The following is a 20,984-nucleotide window of genomic DNA, read 5'->3' as shown; positions in this document are numbered from 1 at the left end:
ACCCCGATGCGCCTGGGGGCCTGCGGTGCTGCACTGGACGGATGAACCGTCAGATCGCCGGCCGGCTCACCGGCCCCGTCGCCAAGTGGGTCGTGCTGGCCCTGTGGCTCGGCATCACCATGGGCTCCTCCGTCTTCGCCGCCAAGCTGGTCGACGAGCAGAACAACGAGGCGAGCTCCTGGCTCCCTGAGAGCGCCGAGGCCACCCGCGCCCTGAGCAAGCTGGAGGCGTTCCAGGACCCGGACGCCATCCCCACCGTGGTGGTCTACGACAAGTCCTCGGGGCTGACCGAGGCCGATCTGGCCGCCGCCGCCGCCGACGCCGACGAGTTCGCCGCGCTCGACGACGTCGAGGGCGAGGTGGTCGGCCCGATCCCGTCGGAGGACGGCGAGGTGGCGCAGACGATCGTCACCTTCGACCTCGGCGCGGAGGGATGGAACCAGATGCCGGACGTCGCCGACGACCTGCGCGAGATCGCGACCCTCGACGGCGGTGACGTCTACGTCGCGGGCCCGGGCGGCCAGGCGGCCGACGCGGCCGAGGCGTTCGGGGGCATCGACACCACCCTGCTCTTCTCCACGCTCGGCATCGTGGTCGTGATCCTGCTGCTGACCTACCGCAGCCCGGTGCTGTGGGTGCTGCCGATCATCTGCGCCGGGGTGGCGCTCTTCGGCGCCCAGGCGCTCATCTACTTCCTGGCTCGCTACGCCGACCTCACGGTCAACGGGCAGAGCTATGCCATCCTCACCATCCTGGTGATCGGCGCCGGCACCGACTACGCCCTGCTGATCGTGGCGCGCTACCGCGAGGAGCTGCGCCGCCACGAGGACCGGCACGAGGCGATGGCCTTCGCGCTGCACCGCGCCGCGCCGGCGATCCTGGCCAGCGCGGCCACCGTCACCATCGGGATGCTCTGCCTGATGCTCGCCCAGATGAACTCCACCGCAGGGCTGGGCCCGGTGGCGGCCATCGGCATCGCGGTCACCTTCCTGGTCCAGATCACGCTGCTCCCGGCCCTGCTGGTGGTCTGCGGGCGCTGGGTCTTCTGGCCCAAGCGCCCCACCTACGGCTCCCCCGAGCCGACGCGGACGGGCTTCTGGGCCAGGGTCGGGTCCTGGATCGCGCCGCGGCCGCGGCAGGTGTGGGTGGTCACCGCCGCCCTGCTGGGGATCGCCTGCCTCGGCCTGTTCCGGCTCGACTCCGGCGGCCTGTCGACCGAGGACTCCTACACCGAGGAGTTCTCCTCGATCACCGGCCAGCAGGTGCTCGAGGAGCACGGCCTGGTCGACCGGTCCAACACGGTCCAGGTGGTCGCCGACGCCGACCAGGCAGCCGCGGTGCGGCAGGCGATGACCGGCATCGAGGGGCTGAGGGAGCCCTCCGAGCCGGTGGTCAAGGACGGGGTGGCCTTCGTGGAGGGCGTGGTCACCCACGACATCTCCTCGCCGGAGGCGTTCGACGTGGTGGAGGAGGTCCGGACCGCCACCCATGCGGTGCCGGGCGCGGACGCCCTGGTGGGCGGAGGGACCGCCTTCCTCCTCGACACCAGGGAGGCCTCCGCCCGCGACAACCAGGTGATCATCCCGACCATCCTGCTGGTCGTCTTCCTGATCCTGGTGCTGCTGCTGCGGGCGCTCGTCTCGCCGCTGATCCTGGTGGCGACGGTGGTCCTCTCCTTCGGCGCCGCCCTGGGCATCTCGGCGCTCGTCTTCGAGTACGTGCTGGGGTTCGCAGGCTCCGACTCGTCGTTCCCGCTCTTCGCCTTCGTCTTCCTGGTCGCCCTGGGCATCGACTACAACATCTTCCTGATGACCCGGGTGCGCGAGGAGTCCCAGACGCTCGGCACCCGGGCCGGCTCGCTGGCCGCGCTCACCTCCACCGGAGGGGTGATCACCTCCGCGGGCCTGGTGCTGGCCGCCACCTTCGGGGTGCTGGGCACCATCCCGGTGGTCTTCCTCGCCGAGCTCGGGTTCGCCGTGGCGCTGGGGGTCATCCTCGACACCATGATCGTGCGGTCCGTCCTGGTCACCGCCATCAACCTCGACCTCGGCCCCCGCATCTGGTGGCCCAGCCGGCTCGAACCGACCGGCACCCCGCCGACGGCGTCGGTCACCCCTGCCGGAGCGATCCCGCCACGGGACGGAGTCGACGGCGAGCGCGAGGACCAGCACGTCGACGGTGGGCGTGAGGCGCACCGCGCCTGAGCTCGCTCAGCTCAACGCAGGGCCAGCCTCTCGCAGGCCGAGGCCAGCTCGGGCGTGCAGATCTCGTCGAGCGTGAAGACCTGGTCGCGCACCACGGTGCGGCTGATCGTCGCGCTCGTCACCGGCTGCGGCTCGAGCAGGAAGGAGGCAACGCCCTCGTAGTCCGCGGTGCCGGTCACCTCCGTGCCCGAGAGCAGGCTGACCGAGAGGTCGGCCGCCTGCCTGGCCAGGGCGGGGATCGGCTTGTAGATCGTGACCCCCTGCTCCCCCGCGACCAGGCGGTGCACGGCGTCCAGCTGGCCGTCCTGGCCGGTGAGGAACGGCCCCGGACCCGGGAGGTCCAGGTCCGCCAGCGCGGCGGCGACCCCGCCCGCCTGGGTGTCGTTGGCGGCCACCACCGCGTCGACCCGGCGCATCCGGGAGCCCTGGGACTCGATGAATTCCTGTGCCTCGTCCGCGTCCCAGGTGTCGGGTGAGAGCTCGTCGACCACGCGGATGCCGGCCGCGTCGAAGACCTTGCCCAGGGCCGGCCGGAGGGCCGCGGCGTTGGAGTCGCCGGCGCCGCCGTTGATCACCACCACCTCGGCCCGGCGACCGACGGCGTCGACCACCGCTTCGGCCATCTGGGTGCCGATCGTGGTCGGGTCCACCGAGACGAACCAGTCCGCCCCGGCCACGTAGCGGTCGTAGGCGACCACCTCCACGTCGCCGGCCTCCAGCACCATCCGCTCGCCGGACTCGGAGTCGACCGCGTTGAGGACGACGACGTCCGCCCCCGCCTCCAGCGCCTCGGCGAGCTGCTCCTCCTGGCGGGCGGCGTCCTGGTCGGCCTGGTAGAAGAGGTAGTCGCACCCCCGGCAGGTCTCCGCCACCCGGGCGCGGAAGACCGGCTCGTCGATCTCCTCCCAGCGGTCGGCCCCGGTGCCGGCCAGCAGCAGCGCCACCACCGCCCGGTCCGGCCGCACGCAGGCGGAGAGCGTCGAGGCGAGGAGGAGGCCGAGCACGAGTGCGATCAGTCGCCGGGGAGCGGTCACGGCGACGGATCCTCCCCGGCGCCGCCCCCGCCGAGAGGCAGGAAGCCGTCGTCCGGCGGGCAGTGCCCGGCGGTCTGGAGGTCGCTGCTCATCGCGGCGGCGTTCCACCGGGTCACGTCCGTGCCGGCGGGCGTGCCCTCGGCCTTGGGGAAGACCGCGACCAGCCGGTCGCCGTCCACCTCCGGCTCGGTCTCGACCGTGGTCCTCGCGTACTCCGGGCCGAGCACGGAGACGCTGTGGTCTCGCACCTCGCCGTCGAAGTACTTCAGGACGAGCTGGACCAGGGCCTGCTCGTCGTCGGCCAGCACCACGGAGTAGTCGAAGCCGCTCCGCGCCGGCACCGGGTAGCCCTCCCAGGTCACGGTGTAGGCGTCGTCGTCCTCGGCCACCGTGACCCGGCCGGGCGAGGAGCCCTCCAGCTCGCAGGAGGCCTCCCTGGCCTGCGTCTCCCCCTCCTCGGTGCCCTCGGACGACGCGCTGCACCCGGCCGCCAGCAGCAGTCCGGCCAGCAGTGCCGAGGTGATGGCATGCCTCGTCATGGTCCTCCCCCCGTCGTGACTCACTCCCACTCGATGGTGCCCGGCGGCTTCGAGGTGATGTCGACCGTGACCCGGTTGACCTCGGCCACCTCGTTGGTGATCCGCGTCGAGATCCGCTCCAGCACCTCGTAAGGCAGCCGGGCCCAGTCGGCCGTCATCGCGTCCTCCGAGGTCACCGGGCGCAGCACGACGGGGTGCCCGTAGGTGCGGCCGTCGCCCTGGACGCCGACGGAGCGGACGTCGGCCAGCAGCACCACGGGCATCTGCCACACGTCGCGGTCGAGCCCGGCCCGGGTGAGCTCCTCGCGGGCGATGGCGTCGGCCTCGCGGAGCAGGTCGAGCCGCTCGCGGGTGACCTCGCCGATGATCCGGATCCCGAGCCCGGGACCGGGGAAGGGCTGGCGCCAGACGATCTCGGGCGGCAGGCCGAGCTGCTCCCCGACGAGGCGGACCTCGTCCTTGAAGAGGGTGCGCAACGGCTCGACCAGCTCGAACTCGAGGTCGTCGGGGAGCCCGCCGACGTTGTGGTGGGACTTGATGTTGGAGGTGCCGGCGCCGCCGCCGGACTCGACCACGTCGGGGTAGAGCGTCCCCTGGACGAGGAAGGCGACCTTGTCGCCCGCCTCCATCGCCTCGCCGAGCACGTCGGCCTCGGCGGCCTCGAAGACCCGGATGAACTCGCGTCCGATGATCTTGCGCTTCTCCTCGGGGTCGGTGACCCCGGACAGCGCCGAGAGGAACCGCTCCTCGGCGTCGACCACGTGCAGCTTGACCCCGGTGGCGGCGACGAAGTCGCGCTCCACCTGCTCGGCCTCGCCCTTGCGCAGCAGCCCGTGGTCGACGAAGACGCAGTCGAGGCGGTCGCCGATGGCGCGCTGGACCAGCGCCGCGGCGACCGCGGAGTCGACGCCGCCGGAGAGCCCGCAGATGGCGCGGCCGCCCTCGCCGACCTGGTTGCGGATCCGCTCGATCTGCTCCTCGACGATGTTGACCATCGTCCAGGTGGGGCGGCAGCCCGCGATCTCGTGCAGGAAGTGCTCGAGCACCCGCTGGCCGTGCTCGGAGTGCAGCACCTCGGGGTGCCACTGGACCCCGGCGAGCCGGCGCTCGGTGTGCTCGAAGGCCGCGACCGGGGTGACGTCGGTCGAGGCCAGCACGGTGAAGCCGTCCGGAGCGGCCCGCACCGAGTCGCCGTGGGACATCCACACGTTGTGCTCGGCGGGGATCTCGGCCAGCAGGGTGCCGGGCTCGACCACCCGCACCGGCGTCCGGCCGTACTCGCGGGCCCCGGTGTGGGCCACCTCGCCACCGAGACCGCTGGCCATCAGCTGGAAGCCGTAGCACATCCCGAACGTCGGGACCCCGGCGTCGAAGAGGGAGGAGTCCAGGCCGGGCGCCCCCTCGGCGTAGACGCTGGAGGGGCCGCCGGACAGGATGATGGCCGCGGGCTTGCGGGCGAGCATCTCGGCGACCGGCATGGTGTGCGGCACGATCTCGGAGTAGACCCGTGCCTCGCGCACCCGGCGGGCGATCAGCTGGGCGTACTGCGCCCCGAAGTCGACCACCAGGACCAGGTCGTGCTCAGCAGGCGCAGTCATGCCAGCACTCTAGCGAGGCGGACGACACCGGAAATGCACCAGGGCCCGACCGGGGAGGGAGGTTGGCCGAGCCCTGATCGTCCACGTCGCTGAGAAAGGACCTGGACGTCGACCCGGCTTTCATGGGAGGGAGTGCCGGGCCTGCACTTCAAGGACAACGATGCCCTACCACTCCAAGTTATGCCCGTCTATCGGACTATTTCGTGTCCGATCTGCTCCCGTGGCGCCCCGGTGACCTGCACGATCGGCAGCCGCAGCGCGGCCGGGGCGGTCCGCGGCACCGCCGGGTTGCGCGGCTCGACGGGCGGCACCGGCCGGTAGGCCTCGCCCAGCGCCGGCCTGGGGTCCGCCTCTCCCTTGTTGGGCCACAGGGCCATCGCCCGCTCGGCCTGGGCGGTGATCGTCAGCGACGGGTTGACGCCGAGGTTGGCCGAGATGGCCGACCCGTCGACGACGTGCACCCCCGGGTGGCCGAAGAGTCGCTGGTAGGGGTCGATGACCCCGTTCTCGGGGGAGTCGCCGATGGTGCACCCGCCGATGAAGTGGGCCGTCAGCGGCCGCTCGAACGGCTCGCCGATGTTGCCCCCCGGCGTGCCCCCGATCTCCTCGGCCATCCGGCGGGCCGCCTCGTAGGCCTGCGGGATGTACGTCGGGTTCGGCTCGCCGTGCCCCTGCTTGCTCGACATCCGCCAGCCGAACGGCGTCCGCACCCGGATCGTGGTGATCGAGTTGTCCAGGGTCTGCATCACCAACGCGATCACCGAGCGCTCCGACCAGTGCTTGAAGTCGTAGAGGTCCAGGGCGTTGGCCCGCTCCCGCCACAGCTCCCGCAGCCAGGTCCGGACCCGGGACCGTCCGGGCACCGGGTCGGCCAGCACCGTCTGCATCAGCGCCATCACGTTGCTGCCCTTGCCGTAGCGGACCGGCTCGATGTGGGTGTGCTCGTCGGGGTGGAAGGAGGAGGTGATGGCCACGCCCTGGCTGTAGTCGGTGGCCAGGTCGGGCGCGAGCGCCCCGAGGATCGCCTCGGAGTTGGTCCGCGCCAGCATCCCCAGCCGGTCCGAGACGTGCGGCAGGTCGCCGTCGCCCTTCAGCTTGTGCAGCAGCTTCTGGGTGCCCAGCGCGGCCGCGGAGAAGACCACCTGGTCGCAGGTGAACTCCTTGACCGCGTTGCGCCGCGACAGCTTGGCCTTGGTCCAGCGCGCCTGCACCGTGTAGCCGCCCTCCGGGCGCGGCCGCACCCGGGTCACGGTGGTGAGCGGGTGCACGACCGCGCCCAGCCGCTCGGCGAGGTGGAGGTAGTTCTTGACCAGGGTGTTCTTGGCGTTGTGACGGCAGCCCGTCATGCACTCCCCACACCCCAGGCAGGTGTTGCGGGCGGGCCCGGCGCCCCCGAAGTAGGGGTCCTCCACCGTCTCGCCCGGCGTCTGCCCCGGGCCGCCGAAGAAGACGCCGACCGGGGTCGGGTGGAAGGTCTCCCCCACCCCCATCCTCTCCGCGACCCGCTCCATCACGTCGTCCGAGGGGGTGCGCAGCGGGTTCTCCACCACGCCCAGCATCCGCTTGGCCTGGTCGTAGTAGGGCGCCAGCTCGGCCCGCCAGTCGGTGATGTGGGCCCACGACGGGTCGCGGTAGAACGCGTCCAGCGGCTCGTACAGCGTGTTGGCGTAGACCAGGGAGCCGCCGCCCACACCCGCTCCGGCGAGGATCAGGCAGTCCTTGAGCAGGTCGATGCGCTGGATGCCGTAGAGCCCGGCCCCGGGCATGAACAGGTAGCGCTTGAGGTCGAACGAGGTGGGGGCGAAGTCGGCGTCGTCGAACCGGGCGCCCGCCTCGAGCACGCCGACCCGGTAGCCCTTCTCCGAGAGCCGCAGGGCGCTGACCGAGCCGCCGAAGCCCGACCCGATGACCAGGACGTCGTAGTGCGCGGCCACGGCGCGGGGGCGCGCCATCAGGCGCGGCCGAGCCGGTTGAGCAGGCGCAGGCTGACGGTCATCATCCGGGCGTAGGCCTCCTCCGACATCCCCGCCGGCGGACGGATCGGCAGGCCGCGCTGGGTGCCCACCGACTGGGTCTCGGTGTAGCGCAGGATGCCCTCGGCGCCCTGCCGGCGGCCGAGCCCGGAGTCCCGCATCCCGCCCATCGGGGCCGCGAGCGTGCCGAAGGCCGCGCCGTACGGCTCGTTGACGTTGACCGTGCCGCAGCGCAGCTGCCGGGCGATCTCCCGGCCACGGGTCCCGTCGGCGGTGTAGACCGAGGCGTTCAGCCCGTAGCCGCCCTGGTTGGCGCGGGAGACGGCGTCCGCCTCGTCGTGGAAGCGGTAGAGGGAGATCACCGGGCCGAAGGTCTCGGTGCCGAAGCAGGCCATGTCGGGGGTGACGCCCTCGAGCACGGTCGGCTCGTAGTAGTAGGGCCCGAGGTCGGGCCGGGCCCGGCCCCCGGTCAGCACCCGGGCACCCTTGGCCACCGCGTCGTCGACGTGGGCGGTGACCGCCTCGAGCTGGCGGGCGCTGATCAGCGTCCCCATGTCGACCTCCCAGTCGGAGCTGGCCCCCAGGGCCATCGCCTCGGTGCGGGCCACGAACCGCTCCACGAAGCGGTCGTAGACCTGGTCGGCGACGTAGAGGCGCTCCATCGAGATGCAGAGCTGGCCGGAGTTGGAGAAGGCGCCCCGCACCGCGCCGTCGGCCGCGCGCTCGACCTGGGCGTCGCGCAGCACCAGCATCGGGTTCTTGCCGCCCAGCTCCAGGGAGCAGCCGATGAGCCGCTCCGCGCACTGCTGGGCGATCACCCTGCCGGTAGCGGTGGAGCCGGTGAAGCAGAGGTAGTCGACGCCGGCGATCAGCGGGGTGCCGACCTCGGCCCCCTGGCCGGCCACGACCTGCCACAGGTCGACCGGGAACCCGGCCGCCTCGAGCAGCTCGAGGCCCAGCAGGGCCGTGAGCGTGGTCTGGGAGTCGGGCTTGGCGACCACCGCGTTGCCGGCCATCAGGGCGGGGAGGCCGTCGCACAGGGCCAGGGTGAAGGGGTAGTTCCACGGCGAGATGATTCCGACGACGCCCTTGGGGATCCGGTTGACGTCGACCCGGGTGAGCATCGGGAACATGCCCGGGACCCGGTGGGTGGCGAGGTGGCCGGCGCCGGTGCGGGCGTAGTAGCGCGCGGTCATCGCGACGTGCGCCACCTCCAGGAAGGCGTCCTTGCGGGCCTTGCCCGACTCCAGGCAGATGAGCTCGGTGATCTCGTCCTGCCGGTCCAGCACCAGGTCGTGCAGCCGCAGCAGCATCCGCGCCCGGTCGGCGACCGGGGTCCGGGCCCACGACTCCTGGACGCGGCGCGCCCGGGCCAGGGCGAGCTCGACGTCCTCGGGGCTGCTCTGGGGCAGGCGGGCCAGCGGTGCGTCGTCCAGCGGGGAGCGCACCTCGTGGGTCCGCGACCCGGAGGCGACGACCCGGCCCGTCAGCCGCGCCACGTAGTCGGGCTCGAGCGCCCAGCTGGCGCTCGGGTCGTGCTCGGGGTCACGGGGACCGTCGGTCAGCGGGCCGCGGGGGGAGCTGGCAGTCATGTACTGAGAGTATGTGACCCACGTCTCCGCTGCTACCCCGCAGTAGGCACCGGCCTCCCAGGGGTCCGCGACCGGTCAGGCGGGCGGACCGCCCACGATTTCCGGGGCCTGCACCCGCGCCTCGTCGGCCTCCTGGTCGGTGGCCATCAGCTGGCTGCGGCGCTCCGCCTCGACCCGGCGCAGGTAGTGGTCGACCTCCGAGTCGGTGGTCGCCTCGTCCCAGTCGAGCTCGCCGGCCATCAGCCGGGCCGCCTCGGGGGCCGCGAGCACCCCGCGGTCGAAGGTCTCGATGGAGATCCGGGTACGCCGGGTCAGCACGTCGTCGAGGTGCCGGGCGCCCTCGTGGGTCACCGCGTAGACGACCTCGGCGGCCAGGTAGTCCGGAGCACCGGTCAGCGGCGCCGCGAGCTCGGGCCGGGCCTCCACCAGGGCCAGCACCTCGTCGACCAGGCCGCCGTAGCGGCCCAGCAGGTGGTCGATCCGTCCGACCTGCAGGCCGGCGGCCCGGGCCAGGGCCACCCGCTGGTTGGTCCGCGTCTCGAACCCGTAGGCCCCGACCAGCGGGACCCGGTCGGTGATGCTGGGCAGCACCGACCCGACGCCGTCGAAGGCGACGTCGACCGCGTCCTTGCCCATCACCCGGTAGGTGGTGAGCTTGCCGCCCGCGATCAGCACCAGACCGGGGACCGGGCTGATCGTGGTGTGCTCCCGCGACAGCTTGGTGGTCTCCGCCTCGGCGCCGACCTTGCGCAGCGGCTTGAGCAGCGGGCGCAGGCCGGCGTAGACCCCGACCACGTCCTCGAGGTCGAGCGGCACCTTGAGCAGCCGGTTGATGTGCTCGAGCAGGTAGGTGATGTCGGTGCGACTGGCCGCCGGGTGGGCCAGGTCGAGGTCCCAGGGGGTGTCGGTGGTGCCGATGATCCAGTGCGGGCCCCACGGGATCACGAAGAGCACCGACTTCTCGGTCTTGGTGATGAAGCCGCACTCGGAGCGGATCCGGTCGCGGGGCACCACCAGGTGGATGCCCTTGGAGGCGTCCACCTCCAGCGCTCCCTCGCCGCCCATCATCTCCTGGATCTGGTCGGTCCAGACGCCGGCCGCGTTGATCACGACCTTGGCCCGCACCTCCAGGTCGACGCCGTTCTCCAGGTCCCGGGCACTCACCCCGACCACCCGGTCCCCCTCGCGCAGGAAGCCGGTCACCTTGGTCCGGGTCGCGACGTGCGCGCCGTTGTTGGCCGCCGTGCGGGCCACGGTCATCACCAGCCGGGCGTCGTCGACCTGGCAGTCGTAGTAGCGGATCGCGCCGTGCAGGTCGTCGGTGCGCAGGTCGGGCGCCATCCGGGCCAGCTGCTTGCGGAACAGGTGCTTGTGCTTCGGCACGCCCATGTCGTACTTGCCGGCCATGGCCATCGAGTCGTAGAGCGCGACGCCGGCGCCGACGTACGGGCGCTGCCAGGCGTGCTCCAGCGGGTAGAGGAAGGGCACCGGGCGGACCAGGTGGGGGGCCAGCCGGGTCAGCAGCAGGCCGCGCTCCTCCAGCGCCTCCTTGACCAGCGCGAAGTCGAACATCTCCAGGTACCTCAGCCCGCCGTGCACCAGCTTGGAGCTGCGGCTGCTGGTGCCGCTGGCGAGGTCGCGCTGCTCGACCAGCGCCGTGCTCAGGCCCCGGGTGACGGCGTCGAGCGCCGCGCCGACGCCGACGATCCCGCCGCCCACGACCAGGACGTCGAGCTCGGTGGACTGCATCGCCTCGAGCGCGGCGGCGCGGGAGGCCGGGTTCAGTGCGATGGGAGTGGCCATGCCTCCATTTTGCCGGACGGCCGGTGCCGGCCGACCGGGCGTCCCCTCACGCCCGCAGTCGCGAGGGCTCAGCCAAGGACCACTTCGACGCGCTGGAACTCCTTGAGCTCGGTGTAGCCGGTGGTGGCCATCGACCGCTTGAGCGCACCGATCAGGTTCATCGTGCCGTCGGCCACGTGCGAGGGGCCGAAGAGGATCTCCTCCAGCGTCCCGACGGGCTCGAAGCCGACGCGCTGCCCGCGCGGCAGGTCGGCGTGGTGCGCCTCGGTGCCCCAGTGGAACCCACGCCCCGGCGCGTCCGAGGCCCGGGCCAGCGGCGAGCCGACCATCACCGCGTCGGCGCCGCAGGCGATCGCCTTGGCCACGTCGCCGGAGCGACCGATCGAGCCGTCCGCGATCACGTGCACGTAGCGCCCGCCCGACTCGTCGAGGTAGTCGCGGCGGGCCGCGGCGACGTCGGCCACCGCGCTGGCCATCGGCACGGCGATCCCCAGCACGGTGCGGGTGGTGTGCGCCGCGCCGCCGCCGAAGCCGACCAGGACGCCGGCCGCACCGGTCCGCATCAGGTGCAGGGCGGCCTGGTAGGTCGCGCAGCCGCCGACGACCACCGGCACGTCGAGCTCGTAGATGAACTCCTTGAGGTTGAGCGGCTCGGACTGGCTGGAGACGTGCTCGGCCGAGACGGTGGTGCCGCGGATGACGAACATGTCGACGCCCGCGTCGACCACCGTCTTGGCGAACTCCTTGGTCCGCTGCGGGGAGAGCGAGCCGGCGACCGTGACGCCCGCGTCACGCATCTGGTGGAGCCGGGCGCTGATCAGCTCGGCCTTGACCGGCTCGGCGTAGATCTCCTGCATCCGCGCGGTCGCGTCGACGCCGGAGAGCGAGGCGACCTCCTCCAGCAGGGGCGAGGGGTCCTCGTAGCGGGTCCACAGGCCCTCGAGGTTGAGCACGCCCAGCCCGCCGAGCCGCCCGAAGGCGATCGCGGTCTCCGGCGACATCACCGAGTCCATCGGCGCCGCGAGCACCGGGAGGTCGAAGCGGTAGGCGTCGATCTGCCACGCCACGCTCACCTCCTCGGGGTCGCGGGTGCGGCGCGAGGGCACGATGGCCACGTCGTCGAAGGCGTAGGCCCGGCGGGCACGCTTGTTCTTGCCGATCTCGATCTCGGTCACGGGGTGCAGCCTTTCACGAGCGGGTCACGGGTGTGGGCGGGCACGACCTCACAGGCCGGAGTAGTTGGGCGCCTCGACGGTCATCTGGACGCCGTGCGGGTGGCTCTCCTTGAGCGACGCCGAGGTGATCCGGACGAACTGGCCCTTCTCCTGGAGCTCGGGCACGGTGCGGGCGCCGACGTAGAACATGGACTGGTTGAGGCCGCCGATCAGCTGGTGGGCGACCGCCCCGAGCGGGCCGCGGTAGGCCACCTGACCCTCGATGCCCTCGGGCACGATCTGGTCGTCGCTGGTGACCTCGGCCTGGAAGTAGCGGTCCTTGGAGTAGGACTTCTTGCCCCGGCTCGACATCGCGGCCAGCGATCCCATGCCGCGGTAGGACTTGAACTGCTTGCCGTTGACGAAGACCAGCTCGCCCGGGGACTCCTCGCAGCCGGCGAGCAGCGAGCCCAGCATCACCGAGTCGGCGCCGGCGACCAGCGCCTTGGCGATCTCGCCGGAGTGCTTCATCCCGCCGTCGGCGATCACCGGGACGCCGGCGGGCCGCGCCGCCAGCGACGCCTCGTAGATGGCGCTGACCTGCGGGACACCGACGCCGGTGACCACCCGGGTGGTGCAGATCGACCCGGGGCCGACGCCGACCTTGACCGCGTCGGCACCGGCGTCGACGAAGGCCTGGGCGCCCGCGCGGGTGGCGACGTTGCCGCCGATCACCTGGACGTGGCGGGTCGCCGGGTCGGCCTTGAGCCGGCGGACCATCTCCAGGAGCAGGTGCACGTGACCGTGGGCGGTGTCGGCGACCAGCACGTCGACGCCGGCCTCGACCAGGGTGGTGGCGCGTTGCCAGGCGTCGCCGAAGTAGCCGATGGCCGCGCCCACGAGCAGGCGCCCGTCGGCGTCCTTGGAGGCGCGGGGGAACTGCTCGGACTTCACGAAGTCCTTGACCGTGATCAGCCCGGCCAGGCGGCCGTCGGCGTCGACCAGCGGGAGTCGCTCGCGCTTGTGCTGGCGCAGCAGTGCGGTGGCGTCCTCCCGCGAGATGCCCACCTCGCCGGTGACCAGCGGCATGTGGGTCATCACCTCGTCGACCTTGGTGGTCGCCCACTCGGCCAGGGGGGTGAAGCGCAGGTCGCGGTTGGTGATGATGCCCAGGAGCCGCTGGTCGCCGTCGACCACCGGGAGCCCGGAGACCCGGTACTCCCCGCAGATGCGGTCGAGGTCCTCCAGGGTGGCGTCCGGCCCGATCACCACGGGGTTGGAGATGATGCCGGTCTGGGTCCGCTTGACCAGGTCGACCTGGTAGGCCTGGTCCTCGATCGACAGGTTGCGGTGGAGCACGCCCATGCCGCCCTCACGGGCCATGGCGATCGCCATCCGCGACTCGGTGACGGTGTCCATGGCGGCGCTGATCAGGGGCACGCGCAGGGAGATCTCCCGGGTCAGCCGCGTCGTGGTGTCGATCTCGTCGGGCGCGAGGTCGGACTCCCCCGGCAGCAGCAGCACGTCGTCGTAGGTGAGGCCGAGGCTTGCGAACTTCTCAGGGATCTCCACCTCTCCATCCTACTTTGACCACACAGGATCCGAGCCGCATGCTGGCTCAGGGCAGACCACACCCGAGGGGGGACATGCCGCTCAAGCAGCACCACCGCTGGGTGGTCGGTGGATGCGCACTCGTCGTGCTCGTCCTGCGCCTCCTCGGCGTCGGCCAGTCCCCGGGCGCGGACGAGGCGGGTTTCACACTGGTGGCCCGCAGCTGGGACCCTGCGCCCGACTCCCTCTACGGCCCCTACTTCGTGGACCGTCCGCCCCTGCTGATCCTCGTCTTCCGGGTGCTCGACGCCCTCGGTGGCATCACCGCGGTCCGCATCCTGGGAGCGGTCGGCTGCGCGCTCGTCGTCCTCCTCGCGGCCGGCGCGGCCCGGAGCATCGCCGGGGAGAGGGCGCCGGTCTGGGTGGCGATCTGCACCGCGGCCATCCTCGGCAACCCGCTCATCGACCCCGTCGACGTCAAGGGCGAGGTGCTCGGCATCCCGCTCGTGATGGGGAGCTGCTGGCTCGCCCTCCTGGCACTGCGCCGCGAGGCGACCCGCGGCGCCTGGGCGCTGGCCCTGCTGGCGGGGCTGACCGGCTCGCTGGCCACGGGGCTCAAGCAGAGCCTGCTGGGGTCCCTGGTCTTCGCCGCGGTGCTGCTGATCGCCTCGTGGGCGACCGACCGGATCAGCGGGGCCTCGTTCGCCCGGCTCGCCGCCGCGGGGCTGGTCGGCGCGGCCGTCCAGCCCGTCGCCACCGTGCTCTGGGCGCTCTGGGCCGGTGTCGACCTCGACACCCTGGCCTACGCCGTCGTCGGCTTCCGCGCCGACGCCAACGCCGTCCTGGAGGCGCGCCCCTCCGCCGCCAACCACCTGCGGGCGCTGGGGCTGCTCGCGGTGGCGTTCCTCTCCGGGATAGCGGTGGTCCTCAGCCTCTTCGTCGCGCGACTCCCCCGTCTGTTCCGTGCCCATCCCGCCCTGACCGCGGCCATCACCGCGATGGTCGCCTACGAGCTCTACGCCCTCGTCGCCAGTGGGAGCTTCTGGCGCGACTACCTCTTCGCCCTCGTCCCGGCCACCGCGCTGGCCCTCGCGGCGCTCTGCGGCACCCTGGAGCGCGGCGCGATGCTCGTGCCGGGCCCGGTGATCGCGGCCGCGGTCTCCTGCCTGGTCTGCGTGACGGCCTGGCTGGTCGTCGACCCGGGCTGGATAGGCAGCACCGGTGAGGACGACACCGGCTCCTCGGTGGCCGAGGTCGCCGAGCCCGGTGACACGCTGACCGTCTTCGGCGGACGCGCGGACGTGCAGGCCGGCAGCGGCCTCCCCTCGCCGTACCCGTACATGTGGAGCCTCCCGATGCGCACGCTGGACCCCGACTACGAGGAGCTCGTCTCGCTGGTGGAGGGGCCCGACGCCCCGACCTGGCTGGTGGAGGTGGCCCCGTTCGAGGTCTGGAATGCCGAGGCCGGCCACCGGCTCCGCAAGGCGGTGGAGAGCCGCTACGACGTCACGGTGCCCGAGTGCGGGATGGCCAAGCGGATCTGGCGCCTCAAGACCGCGGACCGGGCGGTCCCCCGGCCCCGCTGCTGAGGCTGCGCTCAGCTCCGGCCCTCCGCCTCCTGGGCGTGGTGCAGGGCGGCGGCCTCGTCGGCCTGCTCCGGCATCCAGGTCGCGGGGAGCACGTCGAAGCCGGCGGCGCGGGAGGCCGCGACCACCTCCGGGTCGTCGTCGACGTGCACCACGACCTCGGCCTCCGTGGCGATCCGCCGCAGCTCGCCGACCTTCATCACCCGAGCCGGTCGCCGGTCCCGGCTCCCGCGCAGCAGCAGCTCGCCGGGCGGCAGCCGGTGGCGGCGGAACCACTCCTCGGTGTCGCGCCGGCACTGCTCCGGGCGCCCGGAGAGGTAGACGATGTCGTAGACCTCGGCCAGCCGGCGGACCACCTCGATCCCCTCGGCGAGCGGCGGGTCGTGCCGGGCGGCGGCGAAGAAGGCGCCCCAGTCCTTGGGCGAGGACGTCACGTGACGCACGCGGTGGCGCACGTCGGCGAGCACGCCGTCGATGTCGACGACCGCGACCTGACGCTTCTCCACCCCCACACCGTACGGGCGGTCGCCGAAATGGCGACGGCCCGCCACCCCCTGGGGGGCGGCGGGCCGCAGCGTGTGGTGAGGCGTCGGTCAGTGGCCGTGGCCGTGGCCGGCGGCCGGAGCCTCGTCCTCGTCGGCGGGCTTCTCCACGACCAGGGTCTCGGTCGTCAGCAGCATGCCGGCGATCGAGGTGGCGTTGACCAGGGCCGAGCGCGTGACCTTGACCGGGTCGAGCACCCCCTGGGCGACCAGGTCGCCGTACTCGTCGGTGGCGGCGTTGTAGCCGTTGCCGACGCCCAGCTCACGGACCTTGGTGGTCACGACGTAGCCGTTGATCCCACCGTTCTCCGCGATCCAGCGCAGCGGCTCGTCGGCGGAGCGACGCACGATGCGCACACCCATCGCCTCGTCGCCGGTCAGCCCGAGGTTGTCCTCGAGCACGGAGACGGCGTGCACCAGGGCGGAGCCGCCGCCGGCGACGATGCCCTCCTCGATCGCGGCGCGCGTCGCGGAGACGGCGTCCTCGATCCGGTGCTTCTTCTCCTTGAGCTCGACCTCGGTGTGGGCGCCGACCTTGATGACGCACACGCCGCCGGCCAGCTTCGCGAGCCGCTCCTGGAGCTTCTCCCGGTCCCAGTCGGAGTCGGTGTTCTCGATCTCGGCCTTGATCTGGTTGACCCGGCCCTCGACCTCGGCCTTGTCGCCGGCGCCGTCGACGATGGTGGTCTCGTCCTTGGTGACCACGACCCGGCGGGCCTGGCCCAGGACCTCGAGCCCGACCTGGTCGAGCTTGAGGCCGACCTCGGCGGCGATGACCTGACCACCGGTCAGGGTCGCGATGTCCTGCATCATCGCCTTGCGGCGGTCACCGAAGGCGGGGCTCTTGACGGCCACCGCGTTGAAGGTGCCGCGGATCTTGTTGACCACCAGGGTGGAGAGCGCCTCGCCCTCGACGTCCTCGGCGAGGATGAAGAGCGGCTTCCCGGTGGCGATGACCTTCTCCAGCAGGGGCAGCAGCTCGGCGACCGAGGAGATCTTGCTCTGCACCAGGAGGATGTAGGGGTCGTCCAGGACGGCCTCCATCCGCTCGGGGTCGGAGACGAAGTACGCCGAGATGTAGCCCTTGTCGAACTGCATCCCCTCGGTGAACTCCAGCTCGGTGCCCATGGTGTTGGACTCCTCGACGGTGATCACGCCGTCCTTGCCGACCTTGTCGAAGGCCTCGGCGAGCAGCTCGCCGATGTGGGCGTCGCGGCTGGAGATGGTGGCCACCGAGGCCATGTCCTCCTTGGACTCCACCTCGCGGGCCGCCTCGCGCAGCGCGTCGCCGACCGCCTCGGCGGCGGCGTCCATGCCGCGCTTGAGACCCATCGGGTTCGCGCCGGCCGCGACGGCGCGCAGGCCCTCGTGGACCATCGCCTGGGCCAGCACGGTCGCGGTGGTGGTGCCGTCACCCGCGATGTCGTTGGTCTTGGTGGCGACCTCCTTGGTGAGCTGGGCGCCGAGGTTCTCGAACGGGTCGTCGAGCTCGATCTCACGCGCGACGGTGACACCGTCGTTGGTGATCGTGGGGGCGCCCCACTTCTTGTCCAGGACGACGTAGCGCCCCTTCGGGCCGAGCGTCACCTTGACGGTGTTGGCGAGCGCGTCGACTCCGCGCTCGAGGGCACGACGAGCGTTCTCGTCGAACTCCAGGATCTTGGGCATGTGGACTCCTCCTCAAATGGACGGACCCGGACGCCCGGCCGACCGGCACAGGTGCACGGTGGGCCGGGGCGTCCGGGACCGGGGAACGATCAGGAAACGATGGCCAGCACGTCGCGGCCGGAGAGGATGAGGTACTCGCCACCGGAGTACTTCACCTCGGTGCCGCCGTACTTGCTGTAGATGACCTTGTCGCCCACGGAGATGTCCATGGGAATGCGCTCGGTGCCACCCTCGCCGAAGCGACCCGGACCCACGGCCACGACCTCGCCCTCCTGGGGCTTCTCCTTGGCGGTGTCCGGGATGACCAGGCCAGAGGCCGTGGTCTGCTCGGCGTCGAGCGGCTTGACGACGATGCGGTCCTCGAGGGGCTTGATGTTGACCGACACAGTGCCGACCTCCACTTTCTCCACGTAGCGTGCGCCCGCGGGGCGCGGACTGTCTGGGTTCTCGTGGCTGGCCAGCGCCGTCGCGGGGATCACGGACCGTTCACGAGTGTTGGCAGCCTCAGGGTGAGAGTGCCAGTGGAAACGTTAGCACTCCCCCTGACCGAGTGCCAGAGAGGTCCCCTCCTGCCACTATGTCGTCCGTGGACCTGGAGACCTTCCGCTGGCTGCTCACCGACGACGGCCAGCGACTGCTGGAGCAGGCCACCCATGCCTATGCCGACGCCGAGGGCGATCCCCTGCGCGCCGCCGCCGCCGTCCGCCGGCTGGGTCACGACCCCGACCGGGCCGCCGCGGCCCTGACCACCGTCGGGCTGAGGGTCCGCGCCGTGCCCAAGTTCGGCGAGGACGCGGTCTCGATGTACTTCACCCCCGACGCGCTGGAGCAGGCGACCCGGCGCCGGGTCGCCGACCACCGGGCCGCCCGGCTGGCCGCGGCGCGGCCCGCGTCGGTGGTCGACCTCGGCTGCGGGATCGGCGGCGACCTGGCCGCCTTCTCCCGCGCCGGGCTGGTCAGCGCCGGGGTCGACCTCGACCCGGTCCGGGTGGCGATGGCGGAGGCCAACCTGGCCGCTCTCGGGCTCGCGGGCGCGGTGATGGCCGCCGACGCCACGGCCCTGGACCTCGGCACCTTCGGCGCGGTCTTCGCCGATCCCGCCCGACGAGGCGCGCGCGGCCGTGTCTTCGACCGGGAGGGATGGACCCCGCCCTGGTCGTTCGTGGCCGACCTCCTCACCGGCGGGCGGGCGGCGAGCGCCGTGGTCAAGGTGGCCCCCGGCATCGGTCACGACCTGGTCCCCGAGGGCGTCGAGGCGGAGTGGGTCAGCGACGAGGGCGAGGTCAAGGAAGCGGCGCTCTGGTCGTCCTCGCTGGCCACCACCAGCCGCCGGGCGACGGTGATCTCCGGGGCGGGCCTCGCCTCCCTGACGGCCGAGGACGACCCCTACGACGGGCAGGAGCGCCCGGTGCGCCCGCTGGGCCAGCACCTCTACGAGCCGGACGGCGCGGTCATCCGGGCCGGACTGGTGACCGCGGTCGCGGCCGGGGTCGAGGGCGGCCTGCTCGACCCCCACATCGCCTACGTCACCTCGGACAAGTCCTTCCGCAGCCCCTTCATGCGCTCCTACTACGTCATCGACGAGCTGCCCTTCCGGGAGAAGCAGCTGCGGGCCGCGCTGGTCGCGCGCAACATCGGCCCGCTGACGATCAAGAAGCGTGGCGTCGAGGTGGTGCCCGAGCAGCTGCGCAAGCGACTGGCGCTCACCGGCGACGAGGAGGCGACGGTGGTGCTGACCCGGGTCGACGGCGTCGGCCGGGCACTGCTGGTGCGCCCGTTCTGAGCCGCCCGACCTGGGCTCAGCAGCCGGGTCGCTGCGACCCGGGAACCGGCACCGGCAACCGTCCGGGAGCCGGCCGCCGGCCGACCAGCACGTCGGCCACCGCCCGCATCGCCAGCGGGGTGTCGCCGTAGGCCGCCACCCGGACCCGCGACCGGGCCCGGGCCAGCACCCAGGGGGCGTCGACCGCCACCGTCACGGCCGCGGGGAGCGCGGGGGCCCCGGGGCGCAGGAAGGCGACCCGGGCTCCTCGCGGTCCCACCCGCAGCCCGGCGGCCCGGGCGGCGGGCAGGAAGGCCCGGACCGCGCCCCGGTCGCCCACCGGCGTCACCCGGCGCCCCACCAGCCGCCCGTGGCACGGCCCGGAGGCGACCGTCACCGCGGCCCGGGACCAGGCCAGGGCCGCGGACCGGGCCGACCCGGGCGGCGCGCCCGTGGCCCGGCGGTGGTGCAGGAGCAGGGCGACCTGACGCGCCGCAGCCTGCTCCAGCCGGGTGCGGGAGAGGTGGCCCCGGCGCACCGCCCGGACGATCCCGGCGCGAGCCCGGCCCACGTCGGCCGGCATCAGCAGCACGTCGGACCCCGCGCGCAGCGCCTGGACCGCCGCCTGTTCCGGCGACCGGGTGCGGGTGACCGCCGCCATGCTCAGCGAGTCGGTGACGACCAGGCCGTCGAAGCCGAGCTGCTGGCGCAGCAGCCCGTGCACCACGCGACGTGACAGCGAGGCGGGGGTGCCGGGGTCCACCGCCCGCACGTCGAGGTGGCCGGTCATCACCGCGGGGGCGCCGGCGCGCACCGCCTCGGCGAAGGGCCTCAGGTCGGCGCGGCGCAGCGCCGCCAGGCGGCGTTCCTGCCGGGGCAGGGTGAGATGGCTGTCGCCGCGCACCGACCCGTGCCCGGGGAAGTGCTTGAGCGGGGCCACCAGGCCCGCGTCACCCAGCCCGCGGACCGCGGCCAGCGCCTGCACCGCGACCTGGGCGGGCGAGGACGAGGCCGACCGGGCGCCGATGGTGGGGTCCGCGGGACCCACGGTGACGTCGGCGACCGGGGCGAAGTTGGCGGTGAACCCCAAAGCCCTCAGCTCGCGCCCGCCGGCTGCCGCGGCCGCCCGGGTCAGCCCGGGGCGGCGGGCCGCACCGGCCGTCATGAAGCTGGGCAGCCGGGTCACGCCGCGCTCGAGACGGGCCACGGCTCCCCCCTCCTGGTCGATCCCGAGGAACAGGGGCCACTCCCGGCCAGAGGCCCGGCGCAGCGCCCGGTTGACCCGGCGCACCTGCGCCACGGAGACGACGTTGTCGGAGAACCAGATGAACCCACCGACATGGTGGCGGCGCAGCAGCCGGGTGGGCGCGCGGACCCCCGACCAGGGCACCACCATCACCTGGCCGGCGAGCTCGGCGGTACTCAGCCCCGCCACCAGGGTGGCGGCGTGGTCCAGCTCGGCCGCCGTAGGACCCCACCCCTCGGCGAGCCCGAGGGCCTCGGCGGCCGAGGGCTCCGCGGCGGCCAGGACGCCCGCCTCGGGGACGGCCTCGTCCGCCCGCCCCCGGGGCTCCTGCGTCGCCGGGCCCGGGGAGCTGCAGGCGGCGAGGAGGACGGCCAGCACGAGCACCACGGGGAGCAGCGGTGGGAGCCTGCGCCTGTTCACGGGGAGCGGCATGAGGAGGGAGTCTAGAGGCTCCGGACACGCAGAACGGCCCGTCCCCGAGGGGACGAGCCGTTCCTTCCGAACCGCTCAGGCCTCCGCGCTGGCAACCTTGCGCGAGTGGGCGAGACCGAGCAGGCCCAGGATCAGGAAGAGAGCAGCGCCCACGAAGGCGGCGATCGCGGCGTACCCGGCGATGGTGCCGATCGTGGCGAACGCGTACCCGTACAGGAGCAGGCCCCGCAGCGTGTTGCCCATGAACAGCGACTCCCGCAGCTCCATCCAGGCCTCCGCCTCGGCAACCTCGTCGTCGGT

General features: G+C 72.8%; 15 protein-coding genes and 1 pseudogene. 3 read left to right on the top strand and 13 right to left on the bottom strand.

Features of this window, described 5'->3' with window-relative positions; all coding sequences use genetic code 11:
* The first annotated feature begins 41 nt into the window (after positions 1-41).
* Positions 42-2,204 (top strand): MMPL family transporter, encoded by a 2,163-nt coding sequence (locus AC4BGE_RS09145; protein WP_490575086.1) that lies wholly within the window; start codon positions 42-44, stop codon positions 2,202-2,204.
* Positions 2,205-2,215: 11 nt separating this feature from the next.
* Here the strand turns inward: AC4BGE_RS09145 and AC4BGE_RS09140 are convergent, their stop codons facing one another.
* From AC4BGE_RS09140 to guaB, 8 genes are all read right to left on the bottom strand, one after another.
* Positions 2,216-3,238, bottom strand: coding sequence for a substrate-binding domain-containing protein (locus tag AC4BGE_RS09140; RefSeq protein ID WP_490575085.1), 1,023 nt, complete (start codon positions 3,236-3,238; stop codon positions 2,216-2,218).
* Positions 3,235-3,777 (bottom strand): hypothetical protein, encoded by a 543-nt coding sequence (locus tag AC4BGE_RS09135; RefSeq protein ID WP_490575084.1) that lies wholly within the window; start codon positions 3,775-3,777, stop codon positions 3,235-3,237. Before AC4BGE_RS09135 ends, AC4BGE_RS09140 begins: the two co-directional genes overlap by 4 nt.
* A gap of 20 nt (positions 3,778-3,797) precedes the next feature.
* Complete coding sequence (gene guaA, locus AC4BGE_RS09130) at positions 3,798-5,375, bottom strand: glutamine-hydrolyzing GMP synthase (RefSeq protein ID WP_490569365.1); 1,578 nt, start codon at positions 5,373-5,375, stop codon at positions 3,798-3,800.
* 188 nt (positions 5,376-5,563) lie between these two features.
* Positions 5,564-7,327 (bottom strand): GMC oxidoreductase, encoded by a 1,764-nt coding sequence (locus AC4BGE_RS09125; protein ID WP_490575083.1) that lies wholly within the window; start codon positions 7,325-7,327, stop codon positions 5,564-5,566.
* Positions 7,327-8,940 (bottom strand): succinic semialdehyde dehydrogenase, encoded by a 1,614-nt coding sequence (locus AC4BGE_RS09120; protein WP_490575082.1) that lies wholly within the window; start codon positions 8,938-8,940, stop codon positions 7,327-7,329. Before AC4BGE_RS09120 ends, AC4BGE_RS09125 begins: the two co-directional genes overlap by 1 nt.
* A gap of 75 nt (positions 8,941-9,015) precedes the next feature.
* A complete protein-coding gene (locus AC4BGE_RS09115) occupies positions 9,016-10,743 on the bottom strand; it encodes a glycerol-3-phosphate dehydrogenase/oxidase (RefSeq protein WP_490575081.1) in 1,728 nt (575 codons plus the stop codon).
* A gap of 68 nt (positions 10,744-10,811) precedes the next feature.
* On the bottom strand, positions 10,812-11,918 hold the full coding sequence (locus tag AC4BGE_RS09110; RefSeq protein WP_490575080.1) for a GuaB3 family IMP dehydrogenase-related protein: 1,107 nt from the start codon (positions 11,916-11,918) through the stop codon (positions 10,812-10,814).
* A 48-nt stretch (positions 11,919-11,966) separates the two neighbouring features.
* Positions 11,967-13,469: an IMP dehydrogenase gene (guaB, locus tag AC4BGE_RS09105; RefSeq protein WP_490575079.1), complete on the bottom strand. Its 1,503-nt coding sequence runs from the start codon at positions 13,467-13,469 to the stop codon at positions 11,967-11,969.
* Positions 13,470-13,543: 74 nt separating this feature from the next.
* On the opposite strand from guaB, the gene AC4BGE_RS09100 reads away from it, so the two are divergent.
* The gene (locus AC4BGE_RS09100) at positions 13,544-15,037 is read left to right on the top strand and encodes a hypothetical protein (protein ID WP_490575078.1); all 1,494 of its coding nucleotides are present in this window, start codon (positions 13,544-13,546) and stop codon (positions 15,035-15,037) included.
* An 8-nt stretch (positions 15,038-15,045) separates the two neighbouring features.
* Here AC4BGE_RS09100 and AC4BGE_RS09095 read toward each other — a convergent pair whose 3' ends face one another.
* From AC4BGE_RS09095 to groES, 3 genes are all read right to left on the bottom strand, one after another.
* Positions 15,046-15,540: a phosphatase domain-containing protein gene (locus AC4BGE_RS09095; RefSeq protein ID WP_490569372.1), complete on the bottom strand. Its 495-nt coding sequence runs from the start codon at positions 15,538-15,540 to the stop codon at positions 15,046-15,048.
* A gap of 87 nt (positions 15,541-15,627) precedes the next feature.
* Positions 15,628-17,244, bottom strand: coding sequence for a chaperonin GroEL (gene groL / locus AC4BGE_RS09090; protein ID WP_490569373.1), 1,617 nt, complete (start codon positions 17,242-17,244; stop codon positions 15,628-15,630).
* An 89-nt stretch (positions 17,245-17,333) separates the two neighbouring features.
* Positions 17,334-17,630, bottom strand: coding sequence for a co-chaperone GroES (groES, locus tag AC4BGE_RS09085; protein WP_489965135.1), 297 nt, complete (start codon positions 17,628-17,630; stop codon positions 17,334-17,336).
* A gap of 200 nt (positions 17,631-17,830) precedes the next feature.
* Between groES and AC4BGE_RS09080 the strand changes: the two genes are divergently transcribed.
* Complete coding sequence (locus AC4BGE_RS09080) at positions 17,831-19,027, top strand: class I SAM-dependent methyltransferase (protein WP_490575077.1); 1,197 nt, start codon at positions 17,831-17,833, stop codon at positions 19,025-19,027.
* Positions 19,028-19,043: 16 nt separating this feature from the next.
* On the opposite strand, the gene AC4BGE_RS09075 is transcribed toward AC4BGE_RS09080, so the two are convergent.
* Together AC4BGE_RS09075 and AC4BGE_RS09070 are read right to left on the bottom strand one after the other, a co-directional pair.
* Positions 19,044-20,684 (bottom strand): glycoside hydrolase family 3 N-terminal domain-containing protein, encoded by a 1,641-nt coding sequence (locus AC4BGE_RS09075; RefSeq protein ID WP_490575076.1) that lies wholly within the window; start codon positions 20,682-20,684, stop codon positions 19,044-19,046.
* Positions 20,685-20,759: 75 nt separating this feature from the next.
* Positions 20,760-20,984 (bottom strand): annotated as a pseudogene (locus AC4BGE_RS09070) (hypothetical protein); the annotation flags it as partial.

This window comes from Nocardioides sp. Z50_6 (assembly GCF_058215755.1).
This window is presented reverse-complemented; position numbering and strand designations above follow the sequence as displayed.